At 64.9% G+C, this 26,650-nt stretch carries 23 protein-coding genes; 2 read left to right on the top strand and 21 right to left on the bottom strand.

Translation table 11 applies throughout. The features are described from left to right. Positions 1-20: 20 nt before the first annotated feature. Genes CH289_RS14480 through CH289_RS14470 form a run of 3 tightly spaced genes read right to left on the bottom strand, consistent with a single transcriptional unit; the run spans position 21 to position 2,913 of the window. The gene (locus CH289_RS14480; RefSeq protein WP_052062070.1) at positions 21-857 is read right to left on the bottom strand and encodes a sugar phosphate isomerase/epimerase family protein; all 837 of its coding nucleotides are present in this window, start codon (positions 855-857) and stop codon (positions 21-23) included. An 11-nt stretch (positions 858-868) separates the two neighbouring features. Beyond that, a complete protein-coding gene (locus CH289_RS14475; protein WP_019666517.1) occupies positions 869-1,963 on the bottom strand; it encodes a hypothetical protein in 1,095 nt (364 codons plus the stop codon). Then, positions 1,960-2,913, bottom strand: coding sequence for a Ppx/GppA family phosphatase (locus tag CH289_RS14470; RefSeq protein ID WP_026348041.1), 954 nt, complete (start codon positions 2,911-2,913; stop codon positions 1,960-1,962). Before CH289_RS14470 ends, CH289_RS14475 begins: the two co-directional genes overlap by 4 nt. Positions 2,914-2,946: 33 nt before the next feature. On the opposite strand from CH289_RS14470, the gene CH289_RS14465 reads away from it, so the two are divergent. Continuing rightward, positions 2,947-3,747, top strand: coding sequence for a hypothetical protein (locus CH289_RS14465; RefSeq protein WP_033188652.1), 801 nt, complete (start codon positions 2,947-2,949; stop codon positions 3,745-3,747). A 62-nt stretch (positions 3,748-3,809) separates the two neighbouring features. Here the strand turns inward: CH289_RS14465 and CH289_RS14460 are convergent, their stop codons facing one another. The 18 genes from CH289_RS14460 to CH289_RS14375 all read right to left on the bottom strand — a co-directional run bounded on the left by CH289_RS14460 (position 3,810) and on the right by CH289_RS14375 (position 25,475). After that, entirely contained in the window at positions 3,810-4,835 is a 1,026-nt protein-coding gene (locus CH289_RS14460) for an NAD(P)-dependent alcohol dehydrogenase (RefSeq protein ID WP_094728076.1), read from the bottom strand. A gap of 97 nt (positions 4,836-4,932) precedes the next feature. After that, entirely contained in the window at positions 4,933-5,622 is a 690-nt protein-coding gene (locus CH289_RS14455) for a response regulator transcription factor (protein WP_019666521.1), read from the bottom strand. Continuing rightward, entirely contained in the window at positions 5,619-6,794 is a 1,176-nt protein-coding gene (locus tag CH289_RS14450; RefSeq protein ID WP_019666522.1) for a sensor histidine kinase, read from the bottom strand. Before CH289_RS14450 ends, CH289_RS14455 begins: the two co-directional genes overlap by 4 nt. A gap of 119 nt (positions 6,795-6,913) precedes the next feature. Further along, positions 6,914-7,669, bottom strand: coding sequence for a phosphoglyceromutase (locus CH289_RS14445; RefSeq protein WP_019666523.1), 756 nt, complete (start codon positions 7,667-7,669; stop codon positions 6,914-6,916). Further along, positions 7,666-8,826: a low temperature requirement protein A gene (locus CH289_RS14440; RefSeq protein WP_019666524.1), complete on the bottom strand. Its 1,161-nt coding sequence runs from the start codon at positions 8,824-8,826 to the stop codon at positions 7,666-7,668. The genes CH289_RS14445 and CH289_RS14440 overlap by 4 nt, the downstream gene beginning before the upstream one ends. Positions 8,827-8,969: 143 nt before the next feature. Next, positions 8,970-10,004, bottom strand: coding sequence for a cytochrome d ubiquinol oxidase subunit II (gene cydB / locus CH289_RS14435; protein ID WP_094728075.1), 1,035 nt, complete (start codon positions 10,002-10,004; stop codon positions 8,970-8,972). Between the two features lie 9 nt (positions 10,005-10,013). Further along, positions 10,014-11,456 carry a cytochrome ubiquinol oxidase subunit I gene (locus CH289_RS14430; protein WP_094728091.1) on the bottom strand — a complete coding sequence of 481 codons (1,443 nt, stop codon included), beginning with the start codon at positions 11,454-11,456 and terminating at the stop codon, positions 10,014-10,016. 73 nt (positions 11,457-11,529) lie between these two features. After that, a complete protein-coding gene (locus CH289_RS14425; protein ID WP_094728074.1) occupies positions 11,530-13,005 on the bottom strand; it encodes a carboxylesterase/lipase family protein in 1,476 nt (491 codons plus the stop codon). Positions 13,006-13,109: 104 nt separating this feature from the next. Then, positions 13,110-14,699, bottom strand: a complete 1,590-nt coding sequence (locus CH289_RS14420; RefSeq protein ID WP_037143680.1) for an AMP-binding protein — start codon at positions 14,697-14,699, stop codon at positions 13,110-13,112. A gap of 85 nt (positions 14,700-14,784) precedes the next feature. Then, positions 14,785-16,050, bottom strand: a complete 1,266-nt coding sequence (locus CH289_RS14415; RefSeq protein ID WP_094728073.1) for an ABC transporter permease — start codon at positions 16,048-16,050, stop codon at positions 14,785-14,787. Then, positions 16,047-17,267 carry an ABC transporter permease gene (locus CH289_RS14410; RefSeq protein ID WP_230595781.1) on the bottom strand — a complete coding sequence of 407 codons (1,221 nt, stop codon included), beginning with the start codon at positions 17,265-17,267 and terminating at the stop codon, positions 16,047-16,049. Before CH289_RS14410 ends, CH289_RS14415 begins: the two co-directional genes overlap by 4 nt. Beyond that, positions 17,260-18,762 (bottom strand): ABC transporter ATP-binding protein, encoded by a 1,503-nt coding sequence (locus CH289_RS14405; RefSeq protein ID WP_094728072.1) that lies wholly within the window; start codon positions 18,760-18,762, stop codon positions 17,260-17,262. The genes CH289_RS14410 and CH289_RS14405 overlap by 8 nt, the downstream gene beginning before the upstream one ends. A gap of 1 nt (position 18,763) precedes the next feature. Next, on the bottom strand, positions 18,764-19,888 hold the full coding sequence (locus tag CH289_RS14400) for a BMP family lipoprotein (protein WP_019666532.1): 1,125 nt from the start codon (positions 19,886-19,888) through the stop codon (positions 18,764-18,766). A gap of 111 nt (positions 19,889-19,999) precedes the next feature. Continuing rightward, positions 20,000-21,442, bottom strand: coding sequence for a nucleobase:cation symporter-2 family protein (locus CH289_RS14395; RefSeq protein WP_033188658.1), 1,443 nt, complete (start codon positions 21,440-21,442; stop codon positions 20,000-20,002). 34 nt (positions 21,443-21,476) lie between these two features. Next, entirely contained in the window at positions 21,477-21,974 is a 498-nt protein-coding gene (locus CH289_RS14390; RefSeq protein WP_019666534.1) for a type III secretion system chaperone family protein, read from the bottom strand. After that, complete coding sequence (gene mshA / locus CH289_RS14385) at positions 21,971-23,299, bottom strand: D-inositol-3-phosphate glycosyltransferase (protein WP_026348044.1); 1,329 nt, start codon at positions 23,297-23,299, stop codon at positions 21,971-21,973. The genes CH289_RS14390 and mshA overlap by 4 nt, the downstream gene beginning before the upstream one ends. Before the next feature lie 31 nt (positions 23,300-23,330). Continuing rightward, positions 23,331-24,176: an alpha/beta fold hydrolase gene (locus tag CH289_RS14380; protein ID WP_037163812.1), complete on the bottom strand. Its 846-nt coding sequence runs from the start codon at positions 24,174-24,176 to the stop codon at positions 23,331-23,333. A 57-nt stretch (positions 24,177-24,233) separates the two neighbouring features. Continuing rightward, positions 24,234-25,475 carry an ROK family transcriptional regulator gene (locus CH289_RS14375; RefSeq protein ID WP_230594291.1) on the bottom strand — a complete coding sequence of 414 codons (1,242 nt, stop codon included), beginning with the start codon at positions 25,473-25,475 and terminating at the stop codon, positions 24,234-24,236. A gap of 372 nt (positions 25,476-25,847) precedes the next feature. Here CH289_RS14375 and CH289_RS14370 point away from each other — a divergent pair, with 372 nt between their 5' ends. Beyond that, a complete protein-coding gene (locus CH289_RS14370) occupies positions 25,848-26,603 on the top strand; it encodes an SDR family NAD(P)-dependent oxidoreductase (RefSeq protein ID WP_094728071.1) in 756 nt (251 codons plus the stop codon). The last annotated feature ends 47 nt before the right edge of the window (positions 26,604-26,650 follow it).

Here is a 26,650-nt window from a genome sequence, read left to right as displayed (position 1 = left end):
ATCGGGACGTACTGGTGCGCTCACGCCAGGTGGCGGCGTGCGAACGCGAGGGCCTGGCCGAGCATCGATGCTCTCTCCGGCAGAGTTCGTGCGTTCTGAGTGTTGATCTCGATCACCGCCTGCCCGCGGAAGCCGCGGCGAACCAACTCGGCGCAGACCTGTGCGCACGGCTGATCTCCGTGGCCCGGGATCAGATGCTCGTCGATCGACGCGCCCCGACCGTCGGCGAGATGCAGGTGCGCGAGCCCGTCGCCCATCCGGTCCATCATGTCGACGGCGTCGGTCCCGGCGGTCGCGGTGTGCGACAGGTCGAGGGTGTAATGCGCGTGGCCGGAATCCGTCGGATCGTACGAGGGCGCGAACGCCGACACCGCAGCCCCCGGCCCACCACGCTTGCGGAGCCTCGCCGCCGAGCCTTCCTTGCGCCCGAAGAATCGGTCCGCGCGCATCGGGAACATGTTTTCCACGGCCACCACGACCTCGGACGCGGATTCCAGCTCGGCGACCTGGTCACCGAAGCCCTCGGCGTACTTCTTCTGCCACCGGAACGGCGGATGGACGACGACGGTCGCCGCACCCAACTGCTCCGCCGTACGCACCGAACGCTCGAGCTTCGCCACCGGATCCGCACCCCACACGCGTTGCGAGATGAGCAGGCACGGCGCGTGGATCGCCAGGACCGGGACGCCGTATTTGCGGGTCAACGCCCGTACGGCCTCCGCATCCTGGCTCACCGACTCCGCCCAGACCATCAGCTCGATGCCGTCGTAACCCAACTCGGCGGCGTATCGAAACGCCGCTTCGGTGTTCTGCGGATACACCGAGGCAGTGGACAACCCGACAGCTACGCCCGACACCCGAGCGCCTGTCAGCCAGTACTCAGTTGAAACGCCAATGGACCGAGCGTCACGAACACACCGACCACAACGGCGATCACCATGCTGACGAGGTCGTCGGTGCGGCGCAGGATCCGCACGACGGCAACGAGACCGACGATCACCAGAACCGCGAGAACGAGCGCCACCCACGGCAGGACGTCCCACAGCCTTTCGAAGCCCTTGAACAACAGCGCGCCGACGACCACCGCCACAACACCCTGGCCTGCGAGCCCGAGCCACTGCTTGGCGGCATCCTTCTTCTCGGCTCTCGGCTGCGACTCGTCCGTCTCCTCGACGCTCTCGGCGGAGGCGTCCCTGTCCGCGACAGTGCTGTTCTCGGCAGTGCTGTCCTCGGCTGGAGCGTCCTCGGTGTCGGCGAGCGCTGCGACCTTCTTCACCAGGTCAGGAGTCTGCGTCGTCTCCTCCTCGGCGAGCGCTTTCTCGTCTGCGTCGTCACGTCGAGCGAACGCACGCGTCGCTGGGCTCGACGTTGCTGCCGGTGTGGACGTGACTGCCGGGCCTGCCGCCTTCGGGGGCACAACAGGCTTGGGCGTGACGTCGGTCTTCGGTTCTGCGTCCGCAGGTGTCGCGGCGGACGGCTCCGGGCGCGACGGGCGGGGACGGGCCACGAATCCGGTCGTCTGCCTGCCGGACGTGGAACGTGAGGTCTCGTCGGGCGTGCGTCGACCCGCCGCGGGCACCGGACGCTGCGACGCGGTCGAGCCGTACGGTCGCCGCTCGTCGGCCTCGTCGTGAGCTCGGTTCATCAGGTCGCCGGCTGCCGTCGTCGATCCGGACAGCAACTCGGGTTCCGGTTCGTCGGTCTCGCGCGTGCGGACCGGCGCCGGGGCCTGCGCAGGCACCTGCTTGGAGTCCGTGGCGATCACCGGGGCCTCGTCGGATGCGGGCTCGGCGCGGACGACGGGAATTTCGCCGGTCAGTTCCGCTACGGAGATGCCGCCCTTGACGCCGCGTCGACGGCGTCCACCGGTGCTCGACGACGTCGACTTCTGTCCGTTGCGAGCGAGCAGTTCGGCTACGGAGATCTGTCCGGTGTCCTCCGGATCGGTGTTGTTCTCGCTCATGTCGACCGCACCACCAGATCGCCGTCCGTTTCGGTGTCCAGCTTCCGCAAAATCAAACCTTCCCTCAGCGCCCACGGGCATATCTCGATCTGCTCGACCGACAGTGCTCGCATACTCGCCTCTGCCACCAACGCCCCGGCCACCAATTGCGGTGATCGGTCGGCGCTGACTCCTTCCAATTCTGCACGGTCGGATGCAGTCATCCTCGTTATGAAGGCTATGAGTTGCCTGAGACCGTTCGCCGTCAGCGTCCGGGTCACTCGCGGACCTGCTGCCGACGGCGCCGCTCCGGTCAGCCGGGCGAGCGACCGGAACGTCTTCGACGTTCCGACGGCACGATCAGGTTCGCCAGCGGCCAGCAGTTCCTTCGCCGGGGTCGCGAGCTCGGCGTCGAGCCAGTCACGCAGGACCGCGACGCGACGCTTGCCCGGCGGGTCACCGTCGAGCCAATCCCTGGTCAAGCGGCCTGCGCCGAGTTGAAGGGAGAACGCGACGTCGGGGTCCTCATCGGTTCCCGAGGTCAGCTCGAGCGACCCTCCGCCGATGTCGAGGTTCAGGATGCGACCGGCGCTCCACCCGTACCAGCGGCGGACTGCGAGGAACGTCAGACGGGCTTCGTCGACACCGGACAACGTCTGCAGCGCGACGCCCGTTTCACGCTGAACGCGGGCCAGAACATCGTCGCTGTTGTGTGCGTCACGCACCGCCGACGTGGCGAAGGCCATGAGCTCCTCGCAACCGGACTTCGTCGCGATCGACGCGAAGTCGCCTACCTCGTTCACCAGCCGGTCTGCGCCTTCGCGGGTGATGTTGCCGTCGGCGTCGGTGTTCTCGGACAGTCGCAGCGTGGCCTTCGACGAGCTCATCGGTGTGGGGTGACCACCGCGGTGCGCATCCACCACCAACAGATGCACCGTGTTGCTTCCGACGTCGAGCACCCCTAATCGCACAGGACCACGGTACTGGGTCTACCGTCGACACTTGTGACAGCAGGTAGTAAGCAGCACACCTTCGCCGCAGAAGTGGACCTGGATTTTCCTCGCGAATGGGTGGAATTCCCCGATCCGGACAACTCCGAACACATCATCGCCGCCGACCTGACGTGGTTGCTGTCCAACTGGACGTGTGTGTTCGGCACTCCTGCCTGCCAAGGAACCGTGGCCGGGCGCCCGGACGACGGCTGCTGTTCGCACGGCGCGTTTCTGTCCGACGACGACGACAAGAAGAAACTCGACGCGTCGGTGAAGATGCTGACGGCCGAGGACTGGCAGTTCAGGGACAAGGGACTCGGGAAGAAGGGATACGTCGAGTACGACGATCTCGAGGACGAGCAGTCGCTGCGCACCCGTCGCTACAAGGGTGCGTGCATCTTCCAGAACCGTCCGGGGTTCGCCGGCGGCATCGGATGCGCACTGCATTCGATGGCGCTGCGCAAAGGCATCGAGCCGCTGGAGGTCAAGCCGGATGTGTGCTGGCAGCTACCGATTCGCCGCACTCAGGACTGGGTGACGCGCCCCGACGGCACCGAGGTTCTGAAGACGACCATCGGTGAGTACGACCGGCGCGGATGGGGCGAGGGCGGGCACGACCTGTCCTGGTACTGCTCGGGTTCCCCCGACGCGCACGTCGGCAGCAAGCAGGTGTTCGAGTCCTACGAGCCCGAGCTGACCGAGCTGCTCGGCAAGCCCGCGTACGACGAGTTGGCGTCGCTGTGCAAGCGGCGCCGCGGCCTCGGCCTCATCGCGGTCCACCCAGCGACTCGTGAGGCCCAGCGGACGAAGTAGGCCCTCTCCCCTACGTGAGTGGATATGTAGGCCAAGGCCTACATATCCACTCACAACGGACGTCAGGGCACGATCACCGCGCGGCCACGGATCTTGCCCGCGTGCAGGTTGTCATACGCCTCGGTGGCGTTGTCCAGGCTGTACTTCTCGACGTGGATCTCGATGGCGCCGCGCTTGGCGAGCTCGACGACCTCCATCAGCTCGGCGCGCGAACCCCAGTTGATCGCACGTCCGGTGACGTCCAGTGGAACCGTCCGCTGCCCGATCGGCACCGCGCCACTTGCCACACCGATGACGACGACCTGTCCTGCGGTCGCGACCATCTTCGCGGCCAGATCCGCGGTGGGCTGGATGCCCACGAAGTCGAAGACCACGTCCGCGCCGAGGCCACGAGTGAGTCCCTTGACCGACTCGGCAGCCGCTGCGTCGGAGGTGAACGTGTGGTCGGCACCGACTTTCCTGGCGAACTCGAGCTGCTCCTCGCCCAGGTCGAGCGCGACCACCGTCGACTGCGTCAGCGCCTTGAGGATCTGGATGGCGACGTGCCCGAGACCACCCGCGCCGATCACCACGGCCGTCGTGCCGGGCGTCAGCTTGTTCAGCGCCGACTTGACCGCGCGATACGGCGTCAGGCCTGCGTCGGTGAGCGACACACTCGTCACGGGGTCGAGGTCACCCAGCGGGACGAGGTGGCGGGCGTCGTCGACGATCATGTACTCGGCCATGCCGCCGTCGCTGAAGATGCCGGGCGCGCGCATCCCCTTCTCGCAGTTCATCTCGTCGCCCTGTGCGCAGGCGTAGCAGCGGCCGCATCCCCAGGGTCCGCAGACGATGACGGATTCGCCGATCTCCACGTCGTGGACTCCACTGCCGACGGCTTCGACGACGCCTGCGACCTCGTGGCCGAGGGTCAGCGGGAGGGGCTTGAAGTAGTACTCCTCTTCGGAGACGCCCATGATGAATTCGTCGGAGTGACAGGCGCCTGCGGCCGTGACGCGAAGCAGAATCTCCGATGCACCGGGTGTGGGCTTGTCGATGTCGACGAGTTCGGGGCGGGATCCGATGGAGCGGTATTGAAGGGCCTTCATTACTTACTTCTTCCTCGATACAGTTTCATTGCAATACTTGAATGTTAAACCTTCAAGTACTACCGATTCTGCGAGGGTGAGGCCCCATCCATAGGATCTAGCCTTCGAGCTTGTAGCCCAGGCCTCGGACGGTCACGAGATGCTCCGGCTTGGCAGGGTCGTTCTCGATCTTCGACCGCAATCTCTTGACGTGCACGTCGAGGGTCTTGGTGTCTCCGACGTAGTCCGCGCCCCACACCCGGTCGATCAACTGTCCGCGGGTGAGGACCCGACCGGAGTTGCGGAGCAAGTACTCCAACAGATCGAATTCCTTGAGCGGCAACGTGATCTGTTCCGAGTTCACCAGGACGACGTGTCGTTCCACGTCCATGCGGACCGGGCCTGCCTCGAGCACACCGGTGTCCGCGGTGCCGTCGAGCTCGGCGTCGCTGCCCCGGCGGAGTACCGCGCGGATGCGGGCGATGAGCTCGCGCGCCGAATACGGTTTGGTGACGTAGTCGTCCGCACCCAGTTCCAGTCCGACGACCTTGTCGATCTCGCTGTCGCGTGCGGTCACCATGATCACCGGGACGCCGGACCGCGCACGCAGTTGCTTGCACACGTCGGTGCCGCTCATTCCCGGCAGCATCAGGTCGAGCAGCACGATGTCGGCGCCGGCCTTGTCGAACTCGGCCAGCGCGGAGGGTCCGTCGCCGACGACGGTGGCCTCGAAACCTTCCTTGCGCAGGAGAAAGGCCAGAGGGTCGGCCAACGATTCCTCGTCCTCGACGATCAAGACGTTGGTCACTGTTCTTCTCCTTCTAACGACGCGAGGTCGTCCTCTTCGAAATACGCAGGGATCTGCAGAGTGAATGTCGATCCGGTGCCGAGCTTGCTCCACAGCGAGATGCTCCCGTTGTGGTTGGCTGCGACGTGTTTGGCGATGGCCAGGCCGAGACCTGTGCCTCCTGTTGCCCGCGACCGTGCTTTGTCGACGCGGAAGAATCGTTCGAAGACCCGCTCCTGGTCTTCTTTCGCGATGCCGATTCCGCGGTCGGTGACCGCGAAGGCGACGCAGCTGCTTCGCAGTGCCCGCGACACCGATACCGGCGATCCGTCCGATGAGTAGGCGATGGCATTCTGGATCAGGTTGGCGAGCGCCGTCACCAGCAGTGCCTGGTCCCCCAGCACTTCGAGGCCGCTGGGGTGGTCGGTGGTGACGGTGATTCCCGCGTTCTCGGCGGCGATCTTCGACCGATCGAGAGCTTCGTTGACGACGGTATCGACGTCGACGACTTCGAGGTCGGGCAATTTCTCGGCGCCTTGGAGGCGGGAGAGCGCGATCAGCTCCGTCACCATGTTGCCGAGGCGCTTCGACTCCGCTACGACCTTTCCGCCGAAGTGGCGGACCGAATCGGGGTCGTCGGCGGACTCGAGCAACGCCTCGGCCAGCAGACTCATGGCGCCGACGGGCGTCTTGAGTTCGTGAGAGACGTTGGCGACGAAGTCCCTACGGGTCGCTTCCATCCGAACCTGTTCGGAATCGTCGTCGGCGAACAGCACGACGAAGCGTTGGTCTTCCTTGCTCAGCATCCGAGCCACACACCGTACGGCCATGCGATCTCGGCTGGTGGTGGTGCGGGCATCCTTGGAGCTGATGTCGACTTCGACGGGGTGGCCGTCGGCGAGGACCTTCTGTGCGGCTTCCCATGCACGGTCGTCGATGAGGCGGTTACGCACCAGACCGAGCTCCTCGGCCCGTGGGTTGGACAGGACCACGTCGTGAAAGCGGTCGACGACGGCGATGCCGCTTTCCGACGCCAGGATGATCAGATCCAGTACCTGCGACATCGTCAGTCCCGACGTTGCGCGTGCGCGTTCGGAGTGACGTGTCGCGAGATAGGGGATCAGAACACCGCCGACGAGATATCCGACGAAGGCCGTGGCGATAGCCAGCAGTACGGCCGATGCAACACTCACACCGGAATCGTACGTTCGATGGACACCTCACATACGCAGGGTGCAGGCATTTCCCTGGTCGTCATAGTCCTCGTCGGCAGTGTTCTTCGATCGTTCACCTGCTGTTTCGGACCGGGGCCTTACTTGCCGCCCTGATTGGCGACCGCGGCGGCTCCTGCGGCGGCGGCTTCGGGGTCGAGGTATGTTCCGCCCGGGTTCGACGGCACCAGCTTGCCTTCGCCGTCGACGAAGTCGTACTGCAGGGGAATGCCCGTCGGGATGTTGAGGCCGGCGATGTCGGCGTCGGAGATCTCGTCGAGGTACTTCACGAGAGCGCGCAGCGAGTTGCCGTGCGCGGCGACGAGCACGTTCTTGCCCGCCTTCAGTTCGGCGACGATGACGTCTTCGAAGTACGGGATGAGCCGGTCGACGACGTCCTTCAGGCACTCGGTGAGTGGAACGCTGTCGAGGTCTGCGTATCGGGGATCGCTGTCCTGGCTGAATTCACTGCCTACCTCGATGGGCGGCGGCGGGGTGTCGTAGCTGCGACGCCACAGCATGAACTGCTCGTCGCCGTACTTGTCCTTCGTCTCAGCCTTGTTCAGTCCCTGCAGCGCGCCGTAGTGACGTTCGTTGAGTTTCCAGTCGCGGACGACGGGGATCCAGTGCCGGTCCGCGGCGTCGAGGGCGATGTTCGCGGTACTGATCGCGCGACGCAGCAGCGAGGTGTACAGCACGTCGGGGAGCACTCCTGCTTCCTTCAGCAGCTCACCTGCGCGCTTGCCCTCTGCTTCGCCCTTGTCGGTGAGGCGAACGTCCTGCCACCCGGTGAACTGGTTCGACGCATTCCATTCGCTCTCGCCGTGGCGGAGCAGAATCAAGGTTCCGATACTCATGAGGAGAGTTTCTCATGCCCGGTTTCGTGGTGCGCCGCGTCGACGGGACGGTGTACGACGAGCACTGCCACGATCACCGCCATCACGACGGCCGTCAGCGTGATCGGGATGGGAATGACCGGGTCGAGGAGGACCAGGAGGGCGCCGACGGGAACGACGGTGTTGACGACGCGATCCGCGTTGCCCTTGATCGCGATGAACCAGATGCCGAGGACGAACACTGCGATGGGCACCGTCACGGTGAACGATGCGGCGACGTCGCCGAGTTCGCTGTGATGGGTCAGCACGTCGATCTCCACTTCGATGCCTGCCGAGAACGCGCCGGCCGCGGCGAAGATGAAGTAGTGCATGTAACCGTAGGTCAGTGACGTGCCGAATCCACCGATCGCACGGTGATGAGGCGGCCAGAAATAGATCCACCACAGTCCGGCGGTGACCACGAGCGTCAGCACCGAGATGGAGATCAGTGGCGCGAGCGCGGTCTCGTCGTGGAGAGCTTCGATGATGGCGTTGGCCGACGCGAGAAGTGATTCGCCGAGGAGGATGAGCGTGAACAGTCCGTATCGCTCGGTGATGTGATGCGGGTGCCACGGTGTTGTGCCACCGGACTTCTCGGCGACGACGGGGATCGAGATCTCCAGTGCCGCGAACACCACGAACAGAACGATCTGCACCGGACTCTGCGGGACCAGCAGCCACAGAACCCACAGCACTTGAACGGCCGTGATACCGGACGCGTAGATCAACGCCGTCTTCCGGTGCTCGGGCGCCCTCGACGCTCGAATCCACTGCGCCACCATCGCGATACGCATGACGACGTAGCCCAGCACCGGGATCGTGAAGTCCTTGTCGGCGAACGCCGGTTCGATTCCCGCGGCAAGCACGAGCACGCCCGCCATCTGCACCACCGTCAGTACGCGATACAGCCAATCGTCGGTGTCGAACGACGTCGCGAACCAGGTGAAGTTCATCCACGCCCACCAGATGGCGAAGAACACCATGAGGTAGCTGGCAATACCGTCGAGGACGTGGTTCTCGGTCAACGCGTGATGCAGCTGAACCGCCGCGATACTGACGGCGACCACGAACACCAGGTCGAAGAACAACTCCAGCGGGCTCGCGGCGCGATGCGGTTCTGCTGCGTCACGTGGGCGCATGGGGTTGAGCCTGAACTTACTCGTCGGTTGGTTCACAGGCGTCGACGATAGGCCAGGGCAGACCGAATTGTCTTGTGCTGCACACGTTTGTCGGACATTTCGGACGAAAGTCCTGACCTGGCACCCGTTCTACAGAAACAGTGTCAGCTCCGCCCCGCCCATTTCAATCCGTGGGACTGTCCGATGGCGGTGCTGGAGATGCGCTGGCGGAAGACCCAGTACGTCCATGCCTGGTACAGGATCACGACGGACGTCATGAAGGCGGCGACCCAGGTCATGACGGTCAGTGTGTACGGGCTGGACGACGCGTTCGCGATGGTCAGGTTGTAGGCCGGGTCGAGGGTGGATGGCATGACGTTGGGAAACAGCGACGCGAACAGCAGTGTCACGGTACTGACGACGGCGATCGACGTGAGCGCGAAGGCACGTCCTTCCTTCTCGTCTCGGGTGAAGACCACGACGCCCAGAAGGGCTGCCGCGGCGAGGCCGACGAGGATCCAGGTCCATCCCTTGCCGTACGCGATCTGGGTCCACAGTACGAAGGATCCGGCGATCGGCACGGCAGGTACCGCGAGCCTGGCTGCGATGGCGACTGCGTCCTCGCGGATCTCGTCGGCCGATTTCAGTGCGAGGAACACCGCGCCGTGGAGTGCGAACACCACGGCGGTGGTGACGCCGCCCAACAGGGCGTACGGATTCAGCAGATCGAAGAGGCTGGACACCACTTGCTTCTGCGCATCGATCTCGACCCCGCGCACGATGTTGGCGAAGGCGACGCCCCACAGCACGGCCGGAACCCATGACCCGAAGACGATCCCCCAGTCGCATCGTCGGCGCCAGTTGTCGTCGTCGATCTTCGCGCGCCATTCGATCGCGACGATCCGCAGGATCAGGGCCACCAGGATCAGCAGCAGCGGAAGGTAGAAGCCGGAGAACAGGGTTGCGTACCAGTCCGGGAAGGCCGCGAACAGTGCGCCGCCCGCGGTGATCAACCAGACCTCGTTGCCGTCCCACACCGGTCCGATCGTGTTCAATACGACCCGACGTCGAACGTCCGGCGGGATATCGGTGCGCCGCCCCACGATCGGCATCAGCATTCCGACGCCGAAGTCGAAGCCCTCCAGCAGGAAGTAGCCGACGAAGAGTACTGCGACGATCACGAACCACATCTCGGCCATCGTCGCCTCCTAGTACTCGAACGAAAGTTGCTTCGGTTCAGCAGGATCCGGCGGTGTTCTGTCGTGATCCATGGGGCCGTCCTTCGCGTATCGGATCATCAGCTTCAGCCACACGACGCCCAGTGCCCCGTACAGCAGCGTGAAGGTGACGATGGAAATCCACACGGTTGCGGCGGAATGCCCGGACACACCTTGGTCGACGGTCAACCGGATCATGTCCACGCCGGTCGGGTTGGGGTGCACCATCCACGGTTGTCGGCCCATTTCGGTGAAGATCCAGCCGGCGCTGTTGGCGAGGAACGGCATCGGTATCGCGATCAACGCCAGCCACGAGTACCAGCGCTGATCGGGCACCCGCCCGCGCCTGGTGACCCACAGCCCGGCGAGCGCCAGCGCGGCCGATCCAGCGGCGAGCCCGATCATCATTCGGAACGACCAGTACGTGACGAAGAGATTGGGTGTGTAGTTGCCCGGTCCGAATTCCTGCTCGTACTGCTCCTGCAACTGTTCGACGCCTTGCAGTGTCACTCCGGAGAACTTGCCTTCCGCGAGGAACGGGAGCACGAAGGGTAATTCGATCACCGATGTCACGCTGTCGCAGTTGTTGTGCGTGCCGATCGTGAGGACCGAGAAGTCGGGGTCGGTCTCGGTGTTGCACAGCGATTCCGCCGACGCCATCTTCATCGGCTGTTGCACGAACATCAGCTTGCCTTGCGAGTCCCCCGTCCACGCCACGGCGACGCCTGCCACGACCATCACCAACAGCGCGAGACGTGTTGCCGGACGGAACAGTTCACGAGCTTCCTGTTCGCGGCCCCGACGCATGTTTCGCACCATCCACCAGCCGGAGATACCGGCGACGAAGGTTCCGGCCGTCAGGAATGCGCCGGCGATGACGTGTGGATAGGCAACCAGCGCAGTGTTGTTCGACAGCAGGTCACCGATCGAGGTCAGCTGCGCCCGGCCGGACTCGGCGTTGTACTCCGCGCCGACGGGATGCTGCATGAACGAGTTCGCGACGACGATGAAGTATCCCGACGCGTTCACACCGATCGCGACGAGCCAGATGGTCGCGAGGTGGACGCCCCGAGGCAGTCGTTCCCAGCCGAAGATCCACAGTCCGAGGAACGTGGATTCGAGGAAGAACGCGACGAGACCTTCCATCGCCAACGGAGCACCGAAGACGTCGCCGACGAACCGCGAGTACTCACTCCAGTTCATGCCGAACTGGAACTCCTGAACGATTCCGGTGGCGACGCCGAGCGCGAAGTTGATCAGCAGAAGCTTGCCGAAGAACTTGGTGAGCCGGTACCAGGAGTCCTTCCCGGTGATCATCCACATCGTCTGCATGATCGCGACCATCGGCGCGAGACCGATGGTCAGCGGCACCAATACGAAGTGATAGACAGTCGTGATTCCGAACTGCCACCTCGATAGATCCAAAGCGTCCATTGCCACTCCAGCCCGCAGGTTGGTGGTGACTATAGACCCGTTGTCGACGCCTTACCTGTGAAACGAGACCTCGTCAGCGCACCCCGGCCCAGACTTCCCTCGTCGACGCACGGGGGTCGTCGACCACTTCGGTCCGGTCGCCGAACATCATCACCGATCGATCCGCCCCGTACCGGGACCAGCCGGGCGAGCCGTCGCGCACGAAGTCGACCCAGGCTCGGTGCATGTCGTCGGCCACCTGCTGGGGTGGGTTCGCTCCGGTGATCCGCGCCGTCTCCGGTTTGTCCAGCAGGTCGAACACGAACGGTATTTCCAGGGCATGACATGCCCCGAGGGCGCCGTCGAAGAGAGTGGATCGCCACGTGAACTCGTAGACGAAGGCGTTTCCGCCGCGGGTCTCCGCGACGCGTACGGCGGGGATGCGGAAGAACCAGTCGGTGATCACCGCGATGAGCAGTTCGCCGGGTGACGCGTCGGGCAGCTGCGCCCGGTAGACGTCGAGTGTCTGCTCGACGTCGGCACCGTACGCGCCGATCGCGGCTCGAACCCGTGCCTCGTCCACGTACCCGACGACACCGGCCGGCACCAGGAAGAACGCGAACTCCTCGCTGGTGGTGCCGATCAGAACATCGATCTCCGAGCCCGCGCCTGCGGCGATTCTCCGGTGCGGAACGTCGGGCACGACATCGCCGTCGACGTAGGGCTCGAACGGCATCATGTTGAACGCCAGTTCACCCCACGCTCCGGTCGGGGCTTCCGCGGTGACGCGGTCACCGAGCTCACGCTGAGCGTCGACGAACGCTTCCACCGGCACAGAACCGAAACCGTTCACATCGGGTTGCACGCCGAGCGAATTGGCAAGCGCCTCGGCTACTTTCGTGGCAGTACCCTCGGTGATGACGTGGTAGCCCGCCCCGCTCTGCAGTATCGCGCGCCGGAAGAGCCCCTCCGCCGACGGCATCGACATCAGGGTCCCGACGCTCATCGCCCCTGCCGATTCACCGGCAACGGTCACCGCGTTCGGGTCTCCGCCGAAGGCAGCGATGTTGTCACGCACCCACCTCAGTGCGGCGACCTGGTCCAGGAGACCTCGGTTGGCAGGCGCTCCGTCGATTCTCGCGAATCCGTCGGCGCCGAGACGGTAGTTGACGGTGACGACGACGATGCCGTCCCGCGCGAACGCCGAGCCGTCGTAGATGGGTACGGCGTTGCTCCCGTTCACGAATGCCCCGCCGTGGATCCAGACGAACACCGGCAGTCCCGACGCGGACACGTCGGGTGTCCACACGTTCACGTTCAGGCATTCGTCACCGGGAACCACTGGCTCGGTGAGTATGTCGCTGACGGGCGGTCGGTATCCGATCTTGGGGGCCGTGGCCCCGAACGTCACGGCATCTCGGACACCGCTCCACGACGGGGGTGCGCTGGGCGCCGCGAACCTGCGGGCACCGAACGGCGCTTCGGCGTAGGGAATTCCGAGAAAAGAGGTGACCGGTCCGCTCTGTTGACCGCGGACCGTACCCTGAGCGATGTCGACTGTGACGTCCATGCTTCTTTACTACCCGAAGGACTGGGAATGGTGTGACAGTTCCGTCCTACGCAGGCGGGAATCCGACTGCTGAGCACGTGATTGTCACACCACTCCCGGAGGTCCTACTGTGCTGCTTCCGCGGCCCTGAGGTCCTTGCGCAGGATCTTGCCCGCAGCGGACTTCGGAACCGTGTCGATGAACTGGACCTTGCGGACCTTCTTGTGCGGTGAGACGCGCTCGGCGACGAAGGCGATGACGCCGTCCTCGTCGATCGACGCATCTGCCTGCAACACGACGAAGGCCTTCGGCACTTCCTCGCCCTCGTCGTCGAGTACACCGATGACGGCGGCGTCGGCGATTTCGGGGTGGGTGAGCAGCAGAGCTTCGAGCTCGGCGGGCGGAACCTGGTAACCCTTGTACTTGATGAGTTCCTTGAGCCTGTCCACGATGTAGACGACGCCCTCGGAGTCGACGACTGCGATGTCTCCGGTGTGCAGGTAGCCGTCGTCGTCGAGGGTCTCTGCGGTAGCGGTCGGGTTGTTGAGGTAGCCGGCCATGACGTTCGGCCCCTTGACCCACAGTTCGCCCGGCTTGGACCGTCCTTCTGCCGGAATGTCGATTTCCTCGAGGGTCTCGGGGTCGACGAGCTTGTTGACGGTGTTGGCCAGCGGGAGGCCGACGGAGCTGAGCGGCATGTCGTCGCGGTCGAACGGGATTGCGTGGCTGACCGGGCTGAGCTCGCTCATGCCGTAGCCCTGACGGATGCGGGTGTTCAGCCGAGCCGCGACGGCCTTGCCTAGTTCTTCGTCGAGCGGGGCTGCGCCGGAGAAGATGGTGTGCACGCTGGAGAGGTCGTACTGGTCCACCAAGGGGTGCTTGGCGAGTGCAACGGCGACGGGGGGTGCGATGAAGAGGTAGGTCAGCTTGTTGTCCTGGATGATGCGCAGGAATTCGACGAGGTCGAACTTGGGCATGGTGACCAGTCGTGCACGCAGTTTCAGGGCGATGTTGAGAAGCACTGTCAGGCCGTAGATGTGGAAGAACGGCAGCAGCGCGAGGATCGCGTCGTCGGTGTCGATGCCGACGCGGGGTTCCATCTGCGCGACGTTGGCGACGAGGTTGCGGTGCGTGAGAATGACGCCCTTCGGCACACCGGTCGTTCCGGACGAGTACGGAAGCACGGCGACCTGGGTTGCGGGATCGAACGTCACGTCGGGGGCGGGCGCGCCCTGGGTCAGCAGGTCGCGCAGATTCGGGTGGCCTTCGGCGCCGTCGAGAACGATGACGTGGTCGTCGTCGATACCGACTTTCTCCGCGGCGGCCTTGGCCTGCGGGTACAGCGGCGAGACGGTGAACAGGAACTTCGCGCCGGACCCGGTGAGCTGCTTGGCGATGTCCTCGGCGGTGTACAGCGCGTTGATCGTGGTCGCGGTGCCGCCTGCGCGCAGGATGCCGTGGAGGACCGCGGCGAACGCGGGCACGTTGGGCGAATGCAGGCCGACGACGTCGCCCACCTCTAGCCCGCGCGCGGCGAGTGCTCCTGCGATGCCGTTGATCTGGCCGATGAGAGCCTGGTACGTCGTGACATCCCCCGAGGCGCCGTCGATGAGGGCGGGCTTCTCGAGGTCGGCGTCCGTGATGGAACCGAAGAGGTAGTCGTAGACACTCAGGTTCGGTATCTCTACGTCGGGAAAGGGGCTGTTGAAGCTCATGACTCTCCTTCGAACACGCTTACGGCAATATGTCCGAAACCCTACAGTGAACGCGGTCACAACCGACAGGTGACCTACTGGCGAGTCAGGACTTCACGTACGGCTTACCGGCAGCGGCGGGACCACGCACGTGACCGACGAGGCCGGCGACCGCGAAGATCGTGACCACGTACGGGAGCATCAGCATGAACTCGCTCGGAACGGACGAGCCGATGATGCCGAGCACGTTCTGCAGGTTCGACGCGAAGCCGAACAGCAGGGCCGCCAGCGTTGCGCGTATCGGGTCCCATCGGCCGAAAATGACTGCGGCCAAGGCGATGTAACCGGCGCCTGCGGTCATTTCCTTACCGAATGCGCCGACCGATCCGAGGGTGAAGTACGCACCGCCCAGGCCGGCGATGGCTCCGGCGAGGCAGACGTTCCAGAAGCGCGTACGCGCGACGTTGATACCGACGGTGTCCGCAGCCTGCGGGTGTTCACCGACGGCGCGCAGACGCAGACCCCACTTGGTGTGGAACAGACCGAACCACACCAGCGCGACGACGAAGTACATCATGTAGACGATCAGGGTCTGGCGGAACAGCACGGGGCCGATCACGGGGATCTGGGACAGCACCGGAATCTCGATGCGCCCGAACCGCGGCGGGGAGTTGAGGGTCTCGGTATTCTTCGTGAGCACGACCGAGTACAGGAAGCTCGTCAGTCCCACGACCAGAACGTTCAGTACGACGCCGACGATGACCTGGTTGACGAAGTACTTGATGGAGAACATCGCCAGCAGTGCCGCGGTCAACGCTCCGGCCAGCAGTGCGGCGAGCAAAGCCACGTAGGCGGATCCGGTGATCGACGCGACGACGGCGCTGACGAAGGCGCCGGACAGAAGCTGGCCTTCGATGGCGATGTTGATGACGCCGACGCGTTCGGAGATGACGCCGCCCATCGCGCCGAAGATCAGTGGTGTGCTGAGTGCGACGGCGCCGATGAGCAGTCCGGGCACGGGCACGGTTGCTCCGGCGGCGGCCCACGTCAGGAACCCGAGTACGAACAGCACTGCGAACACTGCGAGGAGCCACAGCGGCGTTGTCCTGTGGCGCAGTACGTTCCAGACGGAGAACGCGAGAATCGCAGCCAATGCCGCGACGACGAGAATTCCGGTCGCCCCGGTCGGGACTCCCACTGCCGGGAGCGCAAAGAAGTCGTTCTCGCTGGCGAGGCCGAAGGTGGTCGTACCGGATTTGCCGCGCAGGACGAACAGGATCAGCCCGAGCAGAGTCGCTGCACCGAGGACGCCCGGTACCTTCCAGCTTCGCTTCGGCGTCAGTACCTCCGGCGCCGTGTCGAGGGTGGTCACAGTGCTCCCACCTTCGCGGTGTCGGCGCGGGCCGCGGTCTCGGCTCCCGGTGGCGGTAATCGGAAGACAGCTCGCACCAGCGGAGGCGCCGCGATGAACAGGACGATGACCGATTGCACGACGAGAACGATGTCGATGGGGATGCCCTCGGCCGCCTGCATCGCGAATCCACCGGCTTTGAAGGCACCGAACAGTATGCCCGCGAAGAACACTCCCCACGGTTTGGATCGGCCGAGCAGGGCCACGGTGATGGCGTCGAATCCGATGCCTGCGTCGATGTCCGCGCCGAAACCGGTGGTGACCGTGCCCAGAACCTGGGCGACACCTGCCAAGCCGACCAGGGCGCCGGACATCACCATCGCGTACAGGTACATCCGATTGACATCGATGCCCGCGATCTTCGACGCATGCGGGTTCTCGCCGACGGCGCGGAAGCGGAATCCCAACGATGATCGTTCGAGAAGCCACCAGACCGCGACGGTCACCACGACGACGAGGACGAAACCGAGATGCAGGGAATAGCGGTCACCGAACAGCTTCGGGAAGACCGCCGTCGATTCCATCGCTGCGGTCTTGGGGTTGTTCTGCCCGGGTGCTTGCAGTGCGCCCGGTGTGCGCAACAGATATGCGACGAGGTAGAACGCGACGTAGTTGAGCATGATCGTGACGATGACTTCGTGGGCACCGGTGCGCGCCTTGAGCACTCCGGCGATACCGCCCCACACCGCGCCGCCGACGACACCCGCGAGGATCGCCAGGATCAGGTGAATCCCCGCCGGGAGCTGCAGCGAGAAACCGACCCACCCGGCGCACGCCGCGGCGATGAGCATCTGGCCGCGGCCACCGATGTTGAACATCCCGACCCGGAAGGCAAGTGCCACACCGAGACCGGCGACGATCAATGGCGTCGCGAAGGTCAGTGTCTCCATGAGCGGCCGGATGCCGTTCTCGAATCCGGGTCGCCGAAAGTTGTACACCGACCCCTGGAACAGGGACGAATACGCCCCCGACACTGCGTCCCAGACCGCCACCAGCATGTCCGACGGCCGCGAGAAGAAGTATCCGGCGGTCTCCTGCACCTGATCGTCGGTGACGGCGATCAGCACTGCTCCGACGATCACCGCCATGAACACGGCGAGCACGGAAATGATCGCGCTTCCGGTGAATATCTGCCGCAGAACCACATGGGACCGCGACGGTGCAGGCGTTTCAGCCATGCTTCTCTCCACCCATCATCACACCTAGAACTTCGCGGGACGTGTCGGCAGGCACGATGCCGACGATGGTCCCGCGGTACATGACTGCAATTCGATCGGCGAGCGCCGCGACTTCGTCGAGTTCGCTGGAGACGACGATCACCGGCACACCGCAGTCCCGAGTCGCGACGATCCGCTTGTGCACGAACTCGATCGAGCCGACGTCGATACCTCGTGTCGGCTGCGACGCGACGAACAGCCGGAGGTCTCGGCTCAGTTCGCGAGCGAGCACGACCTTCTGCTGATTACCGCCGGACAGCCGCCCGACGCGTGTGTCGATTCCCGGAGTTCGGACGTCGAACTCCTCGACCTTCTCGGCGGCGAACGTGTCCAGATACTCGCGTCGGATGGCGCCGCGACGAACGAACGGCTCCCCCGTCGACCTGTCCAGCATGAGGTTCTCCGCGATCGAGAACTCGCCGACGAGTCCGTAGACCGTGCGGTCCTCGGGCACGAAGCCGACACCTGCGCCGAGCACGTCGTGCACGGATGCGCCGACGAGAGAGCGACCGTCGAGCTCGATCTCGCCGCTGATCTGCTCGCGCGCGCCCAGGAGGGCCTCGACGAATTCGCTCTGCCCGTTGCCCTGTACACCGGCGACGGCGAGGATCTCACCTCGGTGGACCTCGAGGCTGACATCGTCGACGACCTTCTGACCGGCTCCGTCGAAGACCGTCAGATTTCTCACGACCAGCGCGGCATCCCCGGGCGTCGCTGGTTCCTTCGACACCGTGAGCTGCACATCGCGTCCGACCATGAGGGCAGCCAGTTCGGCGTTGGTTGCCGTCGGTTCCGCTTCGCCGACGACTTTGCCGAGCCGGATGACGGTGATGCGGTCCGCCACCTCACGCACTTCGCGAAGCTTGTGGGTGATGAACACGATGGCCGTGCCGGATTCGGCCAATTCACGCATGATGCGCATCAGGTCGTCGGTTTCCTGCGGCGTGAGCACAGCCGTCGGCTCGTCGAACACCAACACCTTGGCGTCACGGCTGAGCGCCTTGATGATCTCCACGCGCTGCTGAACGCCGACGGGGAGGTCGTCGATCCTGGCGTCCGGGTCGAGGTCGAAACCGAAGCGCGACGAAATCTCCCGCACCAGCTTCCGGGCGGCGCCGAGATCCAGTCTGCCTCCGGATTTGGTTGTCTCGTGCCCGAGGATGATGTTCTCGGCGACGGTGAAGACCGGAATCAGCATGAAGTGCTGGTGCACCATGCCGATTCCGGCGCTCATGGCCTCACCGGGGCCGGCGAAATTCTGCTCGACGCCGTCGAGCAGAATCTTGCCTTCCTCGGCGCGATACAGGCCGCTGAGAACGTTCATCAGCGTCGACTTGCCTGCCCCGTTCTCGCCGAGCAGGCACACGATCTCTCCCGGCTCGACGACGAGGTCGATGGAATCGTTCGCGACGAGCGAGCCGAACCTCTTCGTGATGCCCTGTAGTTCTAGTTTCACGTCACTTGGGCGAGGACGGGGACTCGACGGTGATCGAACCGTCGATGATGCCTGCCTTGATCGTGTCGAGTTCGCCCTGCAGTGCCGGGTCCACCTGGGACTCGAAGTCGTGGAACGGTGCGATGCCGACACCGTCGTTCTCGAGGGTGCCGACGTAGGGTGCGTTGTCGAACGATCCGTCACCCGAGGAGGCGACGATTTCGTCGACGCTGGTCTGCAGGCCCTTGGTGACCGACGTGAGGAGCAGGTCGCCGACGGACGGGTCGGACACGTAGACGTCCGCGTCGGCACCGATCAGAGCGATGGGACGCGAGGAATCACGGATTGCCTGTGCCGCGCTCTGGTAGATCGGTCCACCGACGGGGAAGATGACGTCCGCGTTCTGGTCGATGAGGCCTTGAGCGGTGTTCTTGGCGACGGCGTTGGCTTCGAAACCGCCGGTGAACGAGCCGTTCTGGGCCGGGACGTCCCAGCCGATGACGCGAACGTTGCCGTTCTTCTGCTCGTTGAAGTAGTTGACGCCGTCGGCGAATCCGTCCATGAAGATGGTGACGGTGGGCAGTTGTGAGCCACCGAAAGTACCGACGACACCGGTCTTGGAGAAGCTCGCAGCGGCGTAGCCGGCGAGGAATCCGCCCTGGGCCGCGTCGTAGGTCAGCGGTTTGACGTTCGGCAGGTCGATGCTGGAATCGTCGATGATGGCGAAGTCGATGTCGGTGTTCGCTTCGGCGGCGGCCTTGGTGGCGTCGGCGAGGTCGAATCCGACGGTCAGGATCAGCGAACATCCCTGGTCGATCAGGTTGTTCAGGTTGGGGTTGTAGTCCGTCGGCGACGCCGATTCGACGGTGATGGGCTCGACACCGAGCTCTTCGGAGGCGTTGGTCAACCCCTCGAAGCTGAGCTGGTTGAACGACTTGTCGTCGAAGCCACCTGCGTCGGACACCATGCAGGGCTTGAAGTCGCCTGCGGCTGTGCCACCGGAATCCGATCCACTGTCCTCGGGGGCGGAGCCACATCCAGCGACGAGTGCGACCGCACCGAGCGACGCGACTCCCCCGAATACCAGTCTGCGGGTGTGTGAGCGGGGAACGACGGTCAAAACTTCCTCCAGTGTTCGGTGCAGCACGGTGGCGCTGCTGCGTGTTCGCGGGTCTCGTGAACACGCGATCGGTGTGTGGCTAGTTTGTCTGATTGCGGACGCTACTACTCGCTCGGGTTACCCGCATGATTTCGCGCCTTACGCCTCCGGGTCCCGGGGGTTCGGTTTCCGGCCGTCGACGCTGCTCCCGTCACGGTCTCTCGGGACGTCTGCTTCGTCGTCGCGCACCATGACGGCGGGGCCCGCAGCGACGATCGAGGGGTCCTCGGGCGTGCCGGGTCGGAAGACGTTGAAGAAGAGATTGAGTATCACCGCGACGATACTCGCGGCGCTGATGCCGGAGTGGAACACAGTGACGAACCAGTCCGGGAACTCGTCCCAGAAGTCGCTCGCCACAACGGGAATCAGCCCGAAGGCAAGTGTCACCGCGACGATGACGAGATTGTTGTTGTTGTCGTAGTTCACCTTGCCGAGTGTGCGGATGCCACTGGCCGCGACGGTCCCGAACAGTGCGATGCCCGCCCCGCCGAGTACGGGAAGCGGAATCACACCGACTACCGCGGCGAGAATCGGCGAAAGACCCAGCAGCGCAAGCACTCCACCGCCCACGGCAACGACGAATCGACTCTTCACTCCGGACATCGCGACGAGCCCCACGTTCTGCGCGAACGCGGTGGCGGGGAACGAGTTGAAGACCGGAGCGATCGCCGAGGACAGCATGTCCGCGCGGAGACCGTCGCCGACGCGCCGGGTGTCGACGTCGGTGCCCACGACCTCACCGACGGCGAGGATGTCGGCCGTGGTCTCGACCATGATCACCAGAATCACGATGGTCATCGAGATGATGGCGCCCACGGCGAAGATGGGACTGCCGAATGCGAACGGTGTCGGCAGTGCCACGATGTCCGCATCGCCGACACCGTCGAAATCTGTTTTTCCGAAGACGAATGCGGCGATCGTGCCCACGAGAAGTCCCAGCAGAATCGACAGCCGCGACACCCTGGGGGTCTTCGTCAGGATCAGCACCACGAGCAGAGTGAACATCGCCAATCCGATGTTGCCGACGTCGAGGTACTCCGGATTCGGTGCGCCGCCGACCATTTCCTGCCCGGTGATCCACCGGGCCGCGACGGGCATCAGCGACAGTCCGATGACCGTGATGATCGATCCGGTGACGATGGGCGGAAAGAACTTCACCACTTTCGAGAAGAACGGTGCGACGGCGAGGCCGATCAGCGCGGCGACGATCACCGAGCCCAGCACGGTTCGCAGGCCGGTCTCGCCGTTCTCCGCCCCGACGATGATGGTCAGCATGGTGGAGACGGCGGCGAACGAAATACCCTGCACCAGTGGCAGTTGCGAACCGAAGAACGGCACGCCGACCGTCTGCAGCACCGTCGCGACACCGCTGACGAACAAAGCGCAGGAGATGAGCAGCGCCTGGTCGGTACCGGATAGCCCCGCCGCGCCGCCGACGATGATCGGCACTGCGATGACGCCGCCGAACATCGAGAGGATGTGTTGCATGCCGTACCCGAACATCTGAAGCACCGGCGGCGTGGCGTCCTCTGGCCTGGTCATGCACCGAAGCGTACGAACCCTCGGTTACGTCCGATCAGTTGTCGAGTTTCGACGGTGTAACCAGGTGTTCGAAGGCCTTCAAGTTCGCCAACGACTCGCCCCGGGACACACGCCAGGCCCACTCGCGTTTGATCGATTCGGCGAAGCCGAGTTCGAGCAGAACGTTGAAATCTCCGTCGGCGGCTTCGAGCACCTGGCCGAGTATTCGGTCGATTTCCTCCCCCGTCACCGCATGGGTGGACAACCGTCCGACGAGGTAGATGTCTCCTACCTTGTCCAGGGTGTAGTGCACTCCGTAGAGCCGTCGATTTCGGCGCAACAGGTATTTGTAGACGCCCTCGAAGTTCTCGTCCGGTTTACGGCAGACGAACGCCTCTATCCGTACGCCGTGGTGCCCGACGGTGAGGATCGTGGTCGTCTTCAGCTTCCGCTCGCCCGGCAGTTCGACGACGAACGCGTTGTCCCCCTTGCGTTGGTACTCGAGCTCACGTTCGCTCAGTACCGAATCGATCAGCTCGATCAGCTCGCTCATGCCGTTGCCCCCGCCCTTCGTAGCTTCGACAGTCCGCGCACGCGCCGCGGCGAGAACTCGCTCGGGGCCTCGTGACGGTCGAAGTGGAACTGTGCTGCACGATAACTGTCCAGCAGGCCTTCCGCGGTGTGTTCCCACGAGAAGTTCGCAGCGTGGATCGGGGCCGCGGACGCCATGTGCGCCAGGCCATCTCGATCCGCGAGCATTGCGCCGAGGGCTCGCGCCCACTCCGTGGTCCGGTGCCCCTGCACGAGCACGCCCGTCTCCCCGGACCGCACGGCGACCCCGAGCCCGCCGACGTCCGCTGCGATCACCGGGGTTCCGCTGGCCTGAGCTTCGATCGCGACGAGTCCGAACGATTCGTTGTAGCTCGGCACCGCCACGACGTCGGCGGCACGGTAGACCTGGACGAGTTTCTCGGAGGGCTGCGGCGGCAGGAACGTCACTCGCGTCGAAATACCCAGTTCTGCAGCGAGTTCGATCAAGCTGTCGGGGCGGTCGAGGCCGCTGCCGGACGGCCCTCCGACCACGAGCACCCGCAGCGGAAGGCTCGGCCGAGCGGCCACCAGTTCCGCTGCGGCGCGCAACAACACGTCCGGGGCCTTGAGCGGTTGGATCCGGCCGACGAAGGCGACCACGGTTTCCGACGGATCGATACCGAATTCGGCTCGCGCAGCGGCTTTGTCACCGGGCCGGTACCGGCCGAGGTCGGCGCCGGGGGCGACGACGTCGATCGATCGAGGCGATGCGTGGTAGATCTCGATCAGCTGCTTCGCTTCCTCGCCGGTGTTGGCGATGAGCCTGTCCGCCTCGGCGACCACCTGTTGCTCGCCGATCTGCCGCGCGGCCGGTTCCGGGGAATCCCCCGCTGCCAACGACGCGTTCTTGACGGCGGCGAGTGTGTGGGCCGTGTGGACCAGCGGCACGCCCCAGCGATCACGGGCCAACCATCCGACCTGGCCGGACAACCAGTAGTGCGAATGGACCAGATCGTAGTAGCCGGCGTCGTGCCGGGCCTCTTCACGAAGGACTCCTGCCGCGAACGCGCACAGCTGCGTCGGGAGGTCCTGTTTGTCGAGCCCCTCGAACGGCCCTGCCACGATGTTGCGCACCAGAACGCCCGGCGCCGCTTCCTCGAGAGGCTTGTCCGCCGACGACGTCGCCCGGGTGAAGATCTCCACCTCGACGCCCCGTTTCGCCAGCTCCTTGGCGCTCTGGAGCACGTAGACGTTCATTCCGCCCGCATCCCCCATGCCCGGCTGCGCCAACGGCGAGGTATGCAACGACAACACTGCAACCCGATTCAACTGGCGACCACTCACCACACCAGTTTGCACTCTCCCGCGCCGGGTGGGTTCACAGACCCTGGACGAAGGCCGTCACCTCGGCCAGAAACCGGTCGGGATCGGCGACGAACGGGCCGTGGTCGACGCCCTCCCAGAACGAGGCGGTTGCCGCCGGAATCAGCGACGCAGCATGCTCACCAGCGGAGACGTCGACGACGGTGTCCGCGGTGCCGTGGAGGACCAGCGCGGGTACGTCGAGGCCCGCAAGCAGGTCGTCGTGCGAGACAGCCCGATCGAACAGCGCTGCTCGGACGCGGGGCAGCGTGGACAGCGTCGCCCCGAACAGGGCCTGAGCCTGCGCGCCTTTGCCCTCGATCGGCCCGGTGAGTGCACGACCGAAGCTGCCGAGCGCCTTGATGGCCACCCGCGGCTCCTCCGACATCGCGTCCGGGATCGCCGCGCGCATCGCGCTGCCGACTCGACCACCGGCTTCCCCCCTGCCGATGCTGGTGATCGCGCCGACGAGCACGATGCCCGCGACCGCCCCTGTCCCGTGTGCGGCCAGGTAGTCGCAGATGACCAGGCCGCCGTAGGACCAGCCGAGCAGAACCGCGTCCTGCTCGATTCCCTCGGCAGTCAGTACCGCGTGCACGTCTGCCGCCCAGTTGGCCGATTCGCCGTACCCCGTGTTCGGCGCGTCCGAGTAACCGTGGCCCCGCAGGTCGACCGCGATCACCCGGTACGACTCCGCCAGCGTCGTCAACACCCGGTCACCCCAGCACGCGGACGACTGCGCCCACCCGTGCAGCAGGACGAGCGGGCGGTGCGACTCGTCGCCGCTCACTCGATAGACGATGTTCGTGCCGGCCGTCGTGGTGTCGATTCGGCTCGTGGCGTGGCGTACCGATCCAGTCATGCCCCCATCATGCCCGGGTGCCCGACTGCCCGACTTCCCGACTGCTCGGAGCGCGAGTTACGCGGCGGCCCGGCGCATCGACGCGAGCGGATCGGAGTAGACCGAGCTGAGGGACACCACGGCCGCAGCGAATTCCTGCACCTTGTTTCCGAAACCGGAGATTCGAATGTCCTTGCGCGGCAGCGTCGACGTCTGGCCGAAGGCCTCGGCGACGTACGGGATACCCGCGGCGTATTCGGTGAACGCCTGTCCGCCGAGGACCACCCGATCGGGGTTGAACAGATCCCGCAGGAGTCCGACCGTCCGACCGAGCACCTTCGCACGTTCGACGAGGATCTGCTGCGCCGCCGCCGAGCCGTCGTGTGCGGCCTGGTACAGCGCGGCGACGCCCGATCCTGCCGGGAGAACCCCGCGCTCGACGGCGATGGCCAGCACCGCGCGATCGCTCACGGTCGCTTCGAGGCATCCGCGGTTTCCGCACTGGCACAGCACGTTCGATCCGGTGGGCAGGTGAGCGATCGACCCGGGTCCGGTGGAGGGCGTGTGCACCCGGCCGTCGATCGTCAACGCGATTCCCGCGGTCTCGCGTGCATAGAAGTACAGGCTGGTACCGGTCGTCGTCGTGTCCGCCCGCGCCGGCGTCAGGAGCAGTTCGGAGCCCGCCATCGCCTCGACGTGACCGGACACGGAGACGGGCAACCCCAGACCGCCACCGACGATGGCGCCGACCTGGGCGTTCTCCCAGCCGAGGCGGGGATGATCCACCGTGCCCGACGCACCGTCGACTCGACCGCCGAGGGCGACACCCACCCAGAGCGGAGTTCGACGGTGCCAGCGCGCCGCGAAAGCGCCTGCGCTGCGGGTGATCACGGACAACGCTTCGGAGGCGGGGCCGCCCGGCGTCGGGATCTCGACGGCACCGAGGATGCGACCACGCAGGTCGCTGACGACGATGCCGGTGACGATGGCACCGATGTGGATTCCGATGGTGGCGAAGGGCTCGTGGTTGACCTCGAACGGCACGCGTGGGCGGCCGATCGCACCGGAGGCCGTCAGATCGGCGCGTTCGCGAAGCAACCCGACGCCGAGCAGGGCGGAGACCTGACGGTTGACCGTAGCGATACTCAATCCTGTTGCGCGAGCGGCAATATCACGGGAAAGCGGACCGTCGGCGGAGGCTACGCGAAGCACCGATGCGGCGGGACTGTCGGCGATGCGCAGGTCGGGTGCAACGACCTGAACTCGGGCCCGTCCCGCTACACGGGACAGAGAGGTGGGCCGTGACCCTCGAAGGTTCACGGAAGTGGAAGATACCGGCAAAGTTGCAAGTGACACTGTGGTTCGTCCTCGGCAGTAGACCCACTTGAAACGTGGGTGACACAGGTGCTGGAGAAGGAGAAAGTCGAGCGAGCGACGCCTGCAGAACGGCCGATACGGCCGAGAATCGAGAAGCGATCCCGAGAAAGCTACAGGCCTAGAAGCTGCGACAACACAGTTCACGAGGGAGCGGCAGCCGGGAACCCAGAGCAGCGGTCACGTACGTGACGCGCAGTGCAGGAGTGTGGCTGGCGGACATGAACGCAAAAGTAGCACTTCCCCGCCCGATCACCAATACGGGCAAGATTTCCGCTGCGTACCGGCCGCGCCCGACCGGAGTCTAGAATTTCTGCCATGACATTGTCAGAACAAATCCCGTCCGACGCCCGCATCGCCGTAGTCACCGGCGCAAGTTCCGGCATCGGTGAGGCAACCGCACGCCAACTCGCCGAGCAGGGCTACCACGTCGTCGTCGGTGCGCGTCGCGTCGATCGACTCGAGAAGCTGGCATCCGAAATCGGCGGGACTGCACTGCAACTCGACGTCACCGACGAAGATTCGGCGGCCGCGTTCACCGCGGTGATCCCCCGTGTTCACGTGTTGATCAACAACGCGGGAGGCGCGAAGGGACTGGCACCGGTCATCGATGCCGATCTCGACGACTGGCGCTGGATGTGGGAGACGAACGTCCTCGGCACCCTGCGTGTCACCAAGGCATTGCTTCCGAAACTCATCGAGTCGGGCGACGGACTTGTGGTCACCATCACGTCGGTGGCCGCCTTCGAGGCGTACGACAACGGCTCGGGATACACCTCCGCCAAGCACGCACAGGCCGTCCTGCATCGCACGCTGCGCGGCGAGCTGCTCGGGCAGCCGGTTCGGCTCACGGAGATCGCGCCGGGAGCCGTGGAAACCGAATTCTCGCTCGTCCGTTTCGACGGAGACGAGGACAAGGCCGACGCCGTCTATCAGGGCATCACGCCGCTCGTCGCCAGGGACATCGCCGAGATCATCGGGTTCGTGGCATCACGTCCGTCGCACGTGAACCTCGATCAGATCATCATCAAGCCGCGTGACCAGGCCGGCCCCGGCCGCTTCAGTAGAAAATAGAACCCTTTGTGTGAGTGGAAATGTAGCGTCTTCTGGTCGCTCCGCAG

The sequence above is a fragment of the Rhodococcus sp. RS1C4 genome (assembly GCF_002258225.1).
Lineage (GTDB): Bacteria > Actinomycetota > Actinomycetes > Mycobacteriales > Mycobacteriaceae > Rhodococcoides > Rhodococcoides fascians_E.
The sequence above is the reverse complement of the archived record's forward strand: the minus strand, read 5'-3'. Positions and strand labels throughout refer to the sequence as shown.